The sequence below is a fragment of the Novosphingobium lentum NBRC 107847 genome (assembly GCF_001590965.1).
Classification (GTDB): Bacteria; Pseudomonadota; Alphaproteobacteria; order Sphingomonadales; family Sphingomonadaceae; genus Novosphingobium; species Novosphingobium lentum.
Genome location: NZ_BCTW01000008.1, coordinates 143675 through 156080, shown reverse-complemented (window position 1 = coordinate 156080; position 12406 = coordinate 143675). Strand labels below are relative to the sequence as shown.

The following is a 12406-nucleotide window of genomic DNA, read 5'->3' as shown; positions in this document are numbered from 1 at the left end:
CGATGAACGAAGCCGAAACCCGCGCCGAACTGATCGACCCCGCGCTCGCCGCCGCCGGCTGGGGCGCGGTGGGCGACAGCCGCACGCGTCGCGAGGTGATCGCGCCGGGGCGGCTGATGGGTTCGGGCAAGCGGGCGCAGGCGCTCTCGGCGGATTACGTGTTGGTCTATCGCAACACCAAGCTGGCCGCCGTGGAGGCCAAGCGCGTCGGGCTGGAAGTGGGCGAAGGCGTGGCGCAGGCCAAGGACTATGCCGAACGGTTGCAGATCCGCTTCGCCTATGCCGCCAATGGCCGCGCGATCTATCGCATCGATATGCACACCGGCGCGGAAGGGCTGGTCGATCGCTGGCCCACGCCGCAGGAGCTTTGGGACGAAACCTTTGCCCACGCCAACAACTGGCGCGATCGCTTCGCCGCCGTGCCCTATGAAACCGGCGGCAAGTTCGATCCGCGCTATTACCAGTATAACGCCATCGAAAAGTCGCTGGCTGCCATCGCGGCGGGCAAGGACCGCATCCTGCTGACCCTCGCCACCGGCACCGGAAAGACCGCCGTGGCCTTCCAGATCGCGTGGAAGCTGTTCCAGTCGCGCTGGAACCTTCACGACTGGAAAGCCGGGACGGAACCGGCGCGGCGCCCGCGCATCCTGTTTCTGGCGGATCGCAACATCCTGGCCGATCAGGCCTACAACAGCTTTTCCGCGTTCGACGACGATGCGCTGGTGCGGATCACGCCAGCCGAAATCCGCAAGAAGGGTCGCGTGCCCAAGAACGGCAGCGTGTTCTTCACCATCTTTCAGTCGGTTGCCACCGAAGGCGGGACGGAAGCGGAACCGGCGTTCAACTATCAGGATTATCCGCCCGACTTCTTCGATTGCATCATCATCGACGAATGCCACCGTGCCGGGGCCAAGGATGGCAGCGAGTGGCGCGGCATTCTGGAATATTTCGCGCCAGCCGTGCAGATCGGCCTGACTGCCACACCCAAGCGCCGCGACAATGTCGATACCTATGCGTACTTCGGCGATCCGGTTTACACCTACTCGCTGAAAGAGGGGATCAACGACGGCTATCTGACCCCGTTCAAAGTGGTGGAGCTGGGCACGACGATTGACGATTACGTCTATACTCCCGGCGACGAGATCGAATCCGGCGAGGTTGAAGAGGGCAAGCGCTACAAGGAAGGCGACTTCAACCGGACAATCGAGATTGAGGCGCGCGAGCGCTACCGCGTCAAAATCTTCATGGAGCGGATCAACCAGCGCGAAAAAACATTGGTGTTCTGTGCCACGCAAACCCACGCCGCACAGGTCCGCGATCTAATCAATCAGGCCAAGAAGAACTCCGACCCGAACTATTGCGTCCGCGTGACCGCCAACGACGGGGCGCGGGGCGAAGCATGGCTGCGCGTGTTTCAGGACAACGAAAAGACCGTCCCCACTATCCTGACCACCTCGCAAAAGCTTTCGACCGGGGTGGACGCGCGGAACATCCGCAACATCGTGCTGATGCGCCCGATCACCAACATGATCGAGTTCAAGCAGATCATTGGGCGCGGCACGCGTCTATTCGATGGCAAGGACTACTTCACGATCTACGATTTCGTGAAGGCCTATGAGCTGTTCAATGATCCGGAGTGGGACGGCGAGCCGCTGGAACCTGATCCACCCGGCCAGCCGCGCGGCAAGCCGGAAGGTGGCCCAACGCCGCCCGACGGCGGCGACCCCGGCGAGGATGATCCGCCCAAGCAGCGGCTGGTGATCAAGCTGGCGGACGGCAAGGAGCGCGTGCTTCAGCATATGAGCGCGTCCACCTTTTGGGATGCGTCGGGCAAACCGATTTCCGCCGCGCAATTTGTCGAAAGCCTGTTCGGCAAGCTGCCCGAACTTTTTCGCGACGAAGAAGAGTTGCGCGCGATCTGGAGCGAACCGGAAACACGCGCCGCCCTGATCGCTGGCCTGGCCGAACGTGGCTTCGACGGCGAACAGCTTTCACAGGTGCGCACGATGATCGACGCGGAGCAATCGGACCTGTTCGACGTGCTGAACTACATCGCGCACACCAAACACCCCTTGAAGCGGTCCGAACGGGCAGGCACGCATCGCGCCAGCATCCTGTCTGGCTATGGAGCCAAGCAGCAAGCGTTCCTCGATTTCGTCCTCTCGCAATACGTGGAGGAAGGCGAAGCCGAACTGGGCATGGACAAGCTGCCCGACCTGCTCGACCTGAAGTATGGCTCGCCTAGCGATGCCGTGCGGGAGCTGGGCAGCGTAGCCGATATTCGAAGCACGTTCCGGGGCTTCCAGCGCCAGCTTTACGACGCGGACGACGAGAGCAAAAATCGCTTCTAAGCCAAGATTTTTAGACAACGGAGGGCCACATTGGGGGCCACTTGCGAAAAATAACTGATTTGTTCGTTATATATCAACTATTTGCCCGTTCAATTCGATGCCGTCCCCGGCACCACTTGCCGGGCCGTGCCCGAGGGCATCGGCGTGCGGTTCGGCAACCGACAACTTCTCTAACTTCTCCCGTATCGGGCAGGCTGTTCGGGATTTTCGATTTCGAAAACGAAGGACAGGAGCGAGGCCGATTACAGCCTGACCGGTTCTGGCCATGACTCAACTGAAAGCCACCCCTCCATTCAGCCCACGCAATTCGACTGTTGTCGACCCAGTTCCGCCGTACCGCGCGCAAGCGACGCATGACCGCTTCGGGAAAAACTGGCCTTACGGCAATTGCGATTGCTCTGACCATTCGCGGCGCTTAGGATCTGCGGGACAGTGATGCCGGACAGACCGACAAACATGGCCGGGAACAGGTTTACGATCATTGGTGGACCGGTTGTGCTTGGGGTAAAGGTAGCTGCTGGCTGATCGTCACAGAAAATCCGGGGCCGACGCCGGTCGTCTCAACCACGGCATTCAAGCTGTTGGCGAGTGCAGCGACAATGTTTGTGCCAAGGCCGCCGCTCGCCTTTGGCGGTACGTCGGCTATCCTCCCGACCCCGTTATCCGCCACGGCTAAAGTCCAGACGTCGTTTGTGATGTGGTAACTGACCGTGATCAGATTTAGACGATGCGCGTCAGGGAAGGCGTATTTGAGCGCATTAATCACCAGTTCGGTCACGATCAAACCTAGGCTGACAGCTGTTGACGAAGGAATCATGGCGCCATCCGACACAACGCTGATATCGACCGGTCGGTCCGCACTGATCATAGACGAACCCAAGCCATCACACAGCTTGGTCAGGTAATTGCCGACTTCGATCTGGTCGATTCCGTTGGTCATATCGAGATAGCGCTGGACGGAGGCGACCGACATGACCCGTTGGTGCGCGTCTCTGAGGTGAAAGCTCGTTTCGTCCGAATTCACTGTTCGCGCCTTGAGCAACAGGATGCTCGCGATGATCTGCAGGCTGTTGGCGACGCGATGCTTCATTTCCTGCAGCAGCACATCATTTTGCCGCCGGAGTTCTTCCGAGCGCTCCAGCAGCGCTTCCTTTTCGCGCTCGATCGCGCGCCGTTCTGTCACGTCGCGAAAAGCCAGCAGGATCGCCATGGTATCGCTCTCGTCGTAGAGCACCTTCCGCGCGTTGAGCAGCATCACGCGCCAGCCGATTGCGGGGAAATCGTGATCGACCTCGAAGTGGTCCATCGCCACGCGCTCGGGCAGGATCGTTTCGAGCAGCAGCCGCAACGCTGGAATGTCCCATTGGCCGTCGCCCAACGCATAAAGCATCCGCCCTTGAGTCGCCGTCGGCTCGACCTTGAACACCTCGTAGAACGAACGGCTGGCTTCGAGCACGCGCAAGTCGGCATCGAGCACCAGGAAAGGTTCAGGGATGGTATTGACGATGGCCTGGGCCAGCAGGTTCGCTTCTTCGAGCGTCCGCACCGGGAGCGTGATTGACATTTCAAACGGTCCGCCGGTTCAGTGCGTCGGCTTTTGTCACCGTCATTATCATCGTTTCCCTCGCGTTGCAGGCGAGGGCGCGATCGTCCCACTGTCACGGGACGCCTGCATATGCGGTCAGGTGATGTGGAGTACCTACCACGTCGCAATGGCCAAGCCTAACCCAAGCTTCGCAGACAAGGCTCGCGGAATACATCGCAACTGCGGCAACAGGCCGGGCATATTGCATAAGGCAATGGCCGATGGTATCGCCAAACGTCAACTCTCAAGGCGGCGCCGGTCTCGCAGATCAGAGTGCGGCCTAAGGCAGCTTCTGACATCAACGGTCATTTTTCGCCATGGCCTTCAATGACGGCGAAGTCTCAATGCCGGTTTTTCGCGATAAATTGGCCGCTCTTTGCGGGAATGACTGGTTTAGGACCATCTCCGATGCTCTGAAAGGCAAGCATCGGACACCAACCTATCACGACCAAAGGTGGCCAAGCGCTTCACCCCTCCACCATCCTGCGGATGGTCCCCCGCCCCCGGCGGGGGCGGAATTGACGGCTCCCCCCCCTCTTCCCGCTGGCATCGCGGGGCAACTCGCGGCAAGCTGTGTGCGCTGGCGGATGGGCGCCGGGGGACAGGCATCATGGATCATCTGCAGATCATCGTCGACGAGATCGCCGAGGAAATGGCGCTGGCGGTCGAGCGCGGGAAAGTGGCGGACTACATTCCCAACCTGGCGGCGGTGTCGCCCGCGCATTTCGGCATGGCAATCGTGTCGGTCGACGGGTCGGTGCATGTCGCGGGCGATGCCGAGCAGGCGTTTTCGGTACAGTCGATCACCAAGGTGTTCGGGCTGACGATGGCGCTGGGCGCGGTGGGCGATGCGTTGTGGAGCCGCGTGGGGCGCGAGCCTTCGGGCAGCGCGTTCAATTCGATCGTCCAGCTGGAAACCGAAAAGGGCATCCCGCGCAATCCGTTCATCAACGCCGGCGCGATCGTGGTCTCGGACATCCTGCTGGCACGGTACGAACCGCGCGAGGCGATTGCCGAATTCCTGCGCTTCATGCGCGCGCTGGCGGGCGACGACACCATCGTGATCGACGATCACGTCGCGCGCGGCGAGGAGCAGACGGGATTCCGCAACGCGGCGCTGGCCAGTTACATGCGCGCGTTCGGCAACGTGCGGCACCCGATCGAAAAGACGCTGGGCATCTATTTCCACCAGTGTGCGCTGGCGATGAACTGCCGGCAGCTGGCGCTGGCCGGGCGCTTTCTGATGTGCGGCGGGCGCAATCCCGAGACCGGGCGATCGGTGGTTTCGCCCCAGCGCGCGCGGCGCATCCTGGCGCTGATGCTGACCTGCGGCCACTACGACGGATCGGGCGAGTTCGCCTATCGCGTGGGCCTGCCGGGCAAATCGGGCGTGGGCGGCGGCATCCTCTCGATCGCGCCGGGCATCGCCTCGATCGCGGTGTGGTCGCCCGGCCTGAACGAGCGCGGCAATTCGCACCTCGGCACGCTGGCGCTGGAACGGCTGGTGCAGCGCACCGGCTGGTCGGTGTTCGAACCGGTCTCCCCCGACAGCGGCCGCGCGGGGCGCAAGATCGGCAGCCATTTCGTGGATTGAGGGTGGGGGTGGGCGAGCTATAATCCGTCCAACCACCCTTTTTGATCGTCATCCTGAACTCGTTTCAGGATCCATTCCTCCGCCTGCACGGCGGATGGGTTTGAGAGGCCTTTCGGCCCGGTCTAACCCAATTCCGCCGGTGCCGACCAAACGGCCCGATGGATCCTGAAACGAGTTCAGGATGACGATAACGAGACAGGGCGCTGGTATGCGAATCCCTTGCCGACAGAGGCGAGGGCTTTTTGCTCCCGCTCGCGCAGCCCTTCGCCGATCAGCAGCACCGCCGGGCCATCGCCCAGCGCGCTTTGCGCGGCGAGCGGCAGCAGGTCGAGCCGGGTGCGCAAGGTGCGTTCGGTGGGCAGGCTGGCGTTCTCGACCATGGCGACGGGGGTGGACGCGGGCAGCCCGGCGGCGATCAGCTCGCGCGACAGCAGCCCGGCGGCGGCCTTGCCCATGTAGACCGCCAGCGTCGCCTGCGGATCGGCCAGCGCCTGCCAATCAAGCACCAGCGGCTCGCCGGCGCGGGCATGGGCGGTCACGAAGGTGAGCTTGCGCGCGAGGCCCCGCAGCGTGAGCGAGGTGCCCAGGCTGGCGGCGGCGGCGCTGGCGGCGGTGATGCCGGGGCACACGCTGATGGGCACCCCGGCGGCGCGTGCGGCGTCGAGCTCCTCGGTCGCGCGGCCGAAGATCGCCGGATCGCCGCCCTTCAGGCGGACGACGCGGTCCCCCTGCAGCGCCGCCTCGACGATCAGCTTGTCGATCGTCGCCTGATCCTTCGAATGGCGGCCCGATCGCTTGCCGACGTGCACCAGCCGCGTGCCCGGCGCGGCGAGATCGAGCACGCCGGGGCCGACCAGCGCATCGTGGAAGATCACGCTGGCGGCGCGGATCAGCCGTTCGGCCTTGCGCGTCAGCAAGTCCGGGTCGCCCGGCCCGGCGCCGACGAGCCAGATGCTGCCTGCGGGAAAATCGGTCATGCCGCCTGCTCCGTGGGTTTGGCGATCGCGGCTTCGAGCAGCCGGGCGATGGCGGGGCGGCAGCTGCCGCAGTTGGTTCCGGCGCAAGTGGCGGCACCGATCGCCTCGACCGTGGCCGCGCCCGCATCGACGGCGGCGGTGATCGCGCGATCGCCCACGCCGTGGCACACGCACACGATCGCGCCGCGATCGGGCGCGGGCGTGCTGGGTCGGCCCGCCAGCAGTTCAACGGGCGAGGCGTCGTCGCTGCCAAGCTGGTCGGCAACCCATTCGCGCGGGGGCAACGTGCCCGACCGGGTGACGAACAGCGCGGCGGCGAGCGATCCGCCGGGCCCGCGCACCGCGATGCGCCGCATGCCGCGCACCGGGTCGGCCGCTTCGAGCACGTCGCCGGTGGGCAGCAGCGCGGCGCTGTCGATCGCGCCGTCGCCAGCCAGTTCATACAGCCAGCCGCCAGATCCGCTGCCCGCCCCGCTGCCTGCAACGCGCGACCGCGTCCAGTAGAGCAGGCCGACCGGCACCGGATCGTCGCGGGTGACGAGGAAGCCGCGCCATTCGGGGGTGACCGGCTCGATCCGCGCGGGGCCGTTCTTGAAGCCGGGCTGGCCCGAATGCGGGTCCGCCCCCTGCCCCGGCAGGCGGTTGCTGCGCCCTTCGCCGGCCATCGTATCGGTCCAGTGCATCGGCACGAAGATGTCGCCGCGCCGCTGGTCGGCGGTGACGCTGACGCGGAAGATCGACCGGCCGTGCGGCGTGACCACGCGCGCCAGCCCGCCGTCCGACAGCCCTTGCGCCAGCGCATCGGCGGGGTTCACCTCGAGCAGCGGCTCGCGCCGGTGCTGCGACAGCGTGGGCGACAGCGCTGTGCGCGTCATCGTGTGCCACTGGTCGCGATAGCGCCCGGTGTTGAGCCGCAGCGGATAGGCCGGATCGGCCTCGGTCCGCGGCGGCTGGACCGCCACGAGCCGGGCCTTGCCATCGGGCGTGGAATAACCGTTGGCCAGCGGATGCTCGCCGCCCCACTGGAACGGCTGGAGCACTTCGTAAGCGCGATCGGTCAGGTCCGCCCACGCGGTCAGGTCGAGCTTCTTGCCATGGCGCATCGCCAGCGCGGTCATCGCGGCATATTCGCGGAACACCGCAGCGGGCGATGCGAACGCGAACGCGCTGCCCCAGCCCAGCCGCGCCGCGACGTCGCACACGATCCGCCAGTCGGCGCGCGTTTCACCCGGCGGGGCGAACAGCGCGCGCTGGCGGCTGATGCGGCGTTCGGAATTGGTGACCGTGCCGTCCTTCTCGCCCCACGCCAGCGCGGGCAGGCGGATATGCGCGAACCGGCCGGTGTCGGTATCGGCCATCACATCGGACACCACCACGGTGGGGCACTTGGCCAGCGCCGCGCGCACGAAGGTGGAGTCGGGCATCGACACGGCGGGGTTGGTCGCCATCACCCACAGGAACCTGATCCGCCCGTCGTGCACCGCGCGGAACATGTCGACCGCCTTCAGTCCCGGCCCGGTGCACATCTGCCCGGCATTCCAGAACGTTCCGGCGTCGGCCAGCTCGGTTGCGGAAAAGCCGAGGTGACAGGCCAGCGTGTTGGCCATGCCGCCCACTTCGCGCCCGCCCATCGCGTTGGGCTGGCCGGTGATGCTGAACGGCCCGGCGCCGATGCGGTTGATGCGACCGGTGGCCAGGTGCAGGTTGGTGATCGCCAGCCCCTTGTCGGTGCCGCAGACCGACTGGTTGGCGCCCTGGCTGAACAGCGTGATCGTGCGCGGGTGCGCGGCGACCATGTCGGCCAGCCGCGCGAACAGCGTGGCATCGATACCCGGATCGCAGGCCAGCCCGTCCCAGAACCCTTCCGGCACCGCGACGCTGCGGTCCAGCGCCGCCGGATCGACCAGTCCGCGCTGGTGCATATCGGCCAGCAGCGCGTTGAACAGCGCGATGTCGCCATCGGGCGCGATCGGAATGTGCAGATCGGCCTGCTCGGCGGTTTCGGTGCGGCGCGGATCGATCACCACCAGCCGCGTACCGCGCCGCTCGCGCGCCTTTTCGATCCGCTGCCAGATCACCGGATGGCACCACGCGGTGTTCGAACCGACCAGCAGGATCAGGTCGGCGGCGTCGAGATCGTCGTAATTGCACGGCACGACATCCTCGCCGAACGCCATGACGTGGGCGGCGACCGCGCTCGCCATGCACAGGCGGCTGTTGGTATCGATGTTGCCGCTGCCGACGAAGCCCTTCATCAGCTTGTTGGCGACGTAGTAATCCTCGGTCAGCAGCTGGCCCGAGACATAGAACGCCACGCTATCCGGGCCATGCTCGGCGATGCAGTCGCGCATGCGCGTGGCTACCAGATCGAGCGCCTCGTCCCAGCCAGCGGCGCGGTCGCCGATGTGCGGGACCAGCAGCCGACCCTCCAGCCCAACCGTCTCGCCCAGGTGCGTGCCCTTGGAGCACAGCTTGCCGAAGTTGGCGGGGTGGTCGCGGTCCCCGGCGATGGTGACGCTGCGCTCACCGATGGGCGTGGCGACGATGCCGCAGCCGACCCCGCAATATGCGCAGGTGGTGCGGACCTTGCTCACGCGCCTCAGGCCGCCTGCGCCGAAGGATTGCCGCCGACCACCGCCTCGCGCAGCAGATAGATCCGCCCCGCATCGACGCGTAGCGGGATGGTGGGCACGCACCCTTTGTCCTCGCCCAACGCCTCGCCGCTTTTGAGCGAGATGTTCCAGTTGTGCAGCGGGCAGGTCACGACATTGCCGTGGACGATGCCTTGCGACAGCGGCCCCTGCTTGTGCGGGCAGCTGTTGACCAGCGCATAGAACTGGTTGTCGAGCGTGTGAAAGATCGCGATCTCCGCTCCGCCCCGCACCGGCAAGGTGCGCGCGTTGCCGGGGGCGATCTGGCCCACCGGGCCGATATCGAGCCAGTCTCCGATCATGATACGGTCTCCACGGTGATCGCGCTGGGCATCAGCGGCCGCACTTCGGCCAGATGCTGGTGCAGTTCGCTGTCCTCGCCCGCGGCGCGTTTTGCCCACGGATCGTCCTGCATGAACGACTGCGAATAGCGGAACCGCGCGGCCAGCCGCTCGATCGCCTCGGGATCGTCGAACAGCCCGGCCTTCACATGGTCGAGCCCGACGCGTTCGATCCACGGTGCGGTGCGTTCCAGGTAATGCGCCTGTTCGCGATAGAGCTGGATGAACGCGGCGCAGATGCGCATCGCCTCCGCCTCGGTCGCCACCTTGCACAGCAGGTCGGTGCCGCGCAGCTTGATCCCGCCGTTGCCGCCGACCATCAGTTCGTACCCGCTGTCGACGCAGATCACGCCGAAGTCCTTGATCGTCGCCTCGGCGCAGTTGCGCGGGCAGCCGCTGACCGCGATCTTGAACTTGTGCGGCATCCAGCTGCCCCAGGTCAGGTGCTCGAGCTTCACGCCCAGCCCGGTCGAATCCTGCGTGCCGAAGCGGCACCATTCGGACCCCACGCAGGTCTTCACCGTGCGCAGCGACTTGCCATAGGCGTGGCCCGAAACCATCCCGGCGGCGTTGAGATCGGCCCACACCGCAGGCAGGTCTTCCTTCTTGATCCCGAAGATATCGAGACGCTGACCGCCGGTAACCTTGACCATCGGCGCGTTGAATTTATCGACCACGTCGGCAATCGCGCGCAGCTCGCGCGGGTTGGTCAGCCCGCCCCACATGCGCGGCACCACCGAATAGGTGCCGTCCTTCTGGATGTTGGCGTGCATCCGCTCGTTGACGAAGCGACTCTTCTGGTCGTCCTCGTATTCGCCCGGCCAGGCGCACAGCAGGTAGTAGTTGAGCGCGGGGCGGCATGAGGCGCAGCCATCGGGGGTGGACCAGTGCAGTTCCTGCATCACTTGCGGGATCGCCTTCAGGCCCTTTTCCACGATCAGGCGGCGGACATCGTCGTGGCCGAAGCTGGTGCATTTGCACACCGTCTTGATCGCGCGTTCGCCGGCGAATTCATCGCCCAGCGTTATCGCCAGCAGGCTTTCGACCAGCCCGGTGCACGATCCGCAGCTGGCCGACGCCTTGCAGGTGGCGCGCACCGCATCGAGGCTGCACGCGCCATCCAGGATCGACTGGACCACGCGGCCCTTGGAAACGCCGTTGCAGCCACAGATCTCGGCATCGTTCGCGAGGGCAGCAACGGCAGCGTTAGGGTCCAGCGGCGCCCCCCCGGACGCGAAGGCCTGCCCGAAGATCAGCGCCTCCCGGATATCGGAGATGTCGTCGCCCTTCTTGAGCAGATCGAAATACCAGTTGCCGTCGGCGGTATCGCCATACAGCACCGCGCCGACCACGCGGTTGTCCTTGACCACCACGCGCTTGTAGATGCCGCGCGCGGCATCGCGCATGACGATGTCTTCCGCGCCATCCCCGCCCGAAAAGTCCCCGCCCGAAAACAGGTCGATGCCCGAAACCTTGAGCTTGGTGGAGGTGACCGATCCGGCATAGCCGGTCGGCGCGTCGGTCGCCCCGCTCCAGGTGGCGGCGTCGGCCAGTGCGCGGCACATGTCCCACAGCGGCGCGACGAGGCCATAGCAGGTGCCCCGGTGCTGCACGCATTCGCCCACCGCCAGGATCGCCGGGTCGGACGTGACCATGTGATCGTCGACCATGATGCCGCGCTCGACCTCGATCCCGGCGGCCTTGGCCAGCCCCGTCGCGGGGCGGATGCCCACCGCCATGACCACGATGTCCGCCGCGATCTCGCGCCCGTCCTTCAGCTTGACCGCGCTGACGTGGCCGTCCTTGCCGACGATCTCGGCGGTGTCGGCGCCCGTCAGGATCACCTGACCGCGCCGTTCCAGCTCGGCCTTCAACAGCCAGCCCGCCGCTTCATCGAGCTGGCGTTCCATCAGGGTGGGCATCAGGTGGATGACGGTGACCTGCATGCCGCGCAGGCTGAGGCCGTGCGCCGCTTCGAGCCCGAGCAGGCCGCCGCCGATGACCACCGCCGTGCCGCCGCCATGGGCCTTGCCCGCCTCGGCTGCGGCCAGCATTTTGTCGACATCGTCCAGATCGCGGAACGTGACCACGCCCGCCAGATCCTTGCCGGGAACGGGGATGATGAACGGGTCCGACCCCGTCGCGATCAGCAGCTTGTCATACGGCTCGACCCGGCCGGACTTGCCGATCACGGTCTGCGTGCCGCGATCGATCTGCGCCACCGGATCGCCGGAGATCAGGGTGATGGCGTTGTCGGTGTACCATTCGGCGGCATTGATGACGATGTCGTCGAACGCCTTCTCGCCCGCCAGCACCGGCGACAGCATGATGCGGTTGTAGTTGACCCGGGGTTCGGCCCCGAAAATGGTGATGGCATAGCGATCGGGGTCGCGGGCGAGGATTTCCTCCACCGCGCGGCACCCGGCCATGCCGTTGCCGATCACCACCAGCCGTTCGCGCAACGCGCGCGGTGTGCCGCGATCCTGGATACTCATCGGAGCGTTCACGTCGATCTCCATCGCAACGCGCGCACGCAAAAAAGCCGCCACGAACCGACCCTGGGAAGGATCAGACCGGGCGGCTTCGTTGCCACGCGATTTAAGGTGTTTGGTGCAGGGCGCTGGTTCGTCCAACGTTGGACGGCGCTTTCCGCTTGCCCGCCTTTTACCCGATTCGGGGCGCTCTGGACAAGCTGTTTTTTGCAGTGCAGCAAAATTGTGCCGGACGCCCGGCATCGGGCAGCCGCTGCGGTCGTTCCGAGCAGCAACAACGCCACTCCGCCATGTGCTCGCTCCCCTGCAGGGGAGAAATGCGAAGGCCCGGCAGCTTGCCTGCCCGGCCGGAGTTGAGAGGGGTTTCGTTATGCGATTCCCTCTCTCGGCCCCCTCTCCCAACCCTCTCCCCCGA

7 protein-coding genes are annotated in these 12406 nt (G+C 65.5%); 2 read left to right on the top strand and 5 right to left on the bottom strand.

Annotated features, from left to right (window positions below):
- Positions 1 to 2: 2 nt before the first annotated feature.
- A complete protein-coding gene (hsdR, locus tag NL2_RS09000) occupies positions 3 to 2351 on the top strand; it encodes an EcoAI/FtnUII family type I restriction enzme subunit R (protein WP_068073873.1) in 2349 nt (782 codons plus the stop codon).
- 478 nt (positions 2352 to 2829) lie between these two features.
- On the opposite strand, the gene NL2_RS08995 is transcribed toward hsdR, so the two are convergent.
- Positions 2830 to 3915 (bottom strand): sensor histidine kinase, encoded by a 1086-nt coding sequence (locus tag NL2_RS08995; protein WP_068073872.1) that lies wholly within the window; start codon positions 3913 to 3915, stop codon positions 2830 to 2832.
- 631 nt (positions 3916 to 4546) lie between these two features.
- Between NL2_RS08995 and NL2_RS08990 the strand changes: the two genes are divergently transcribed.
- Positions 4547 to 5530 (top strand): glutaminase, encoded by a 984-nt coding sequence (locus tag NL2_RS08990; protein ID WP_068073869.1) that lies wholly within the window; start codon positions 4547 to 4549, stop codon positions 5528 to 5530.
- Positions 5531 to 5706: 176 nt separating this feature from the next.
- Here NL2_RS08990 and cobA read toward each other — a convergent pair whose 3' ends face one another.
- The 4 genes from cobA to nirB are packed head-to-tail and all read right to left on the bottom strand — an operon-like array spanning position 5707 to position 11994.
- Positions 5707 to 6507, bottom strand: coding sequence for a uroporphyrinogen-III C-methyltransferase (cobA, locus tag NL2_RS08985; RefSeq protein WP_068073865.1), 801 nt, complete (start codon positions 6505 to 6507; stop codon positions 5707 to 5709).
- Entirely contained in the window at positions 6504 to 9101 is a 2598-nt protein-coding gene (locus tag NL2_RS08980) for a nitrate reductase (RefSeq protein ID WP_068073862.1), read from the bottom strand. Before NL2_RS08980 ends, cobA begins: the two co-directional genes overlap by 4 nt.
- Positions 9102 to 9106: 5 nt before the next feature.
- Positions 9107 to 9460 carry a nitrite reductase small subunit NirD gene (gene nirD / locus NL2_RS08975; protein ID WP_068073860.1) on the bottom strand — a complete coding sequence of 118 codons (354 nt, stop codon included), beginning with the start codon at positions 9458 to 9460 and terminating at the stop codon, positions 9107 to 9109.
- Complete coding sequence (nirB, locus tag NL2_RS08970) at positions 9457 to 11994, bottom strand: nitrite reductase large subunit NirB (RefSeq protein ID WP_218006105.1); 2538 nt, start codon at positions 11992 to 11994, stop codon at positions 9457 to 9459. Before nirB ends, nirD begins: the two co-directional genes overlap by 4 nt.
- Positions 11995 to 12406: the final 412 nt, after the last annotated feature.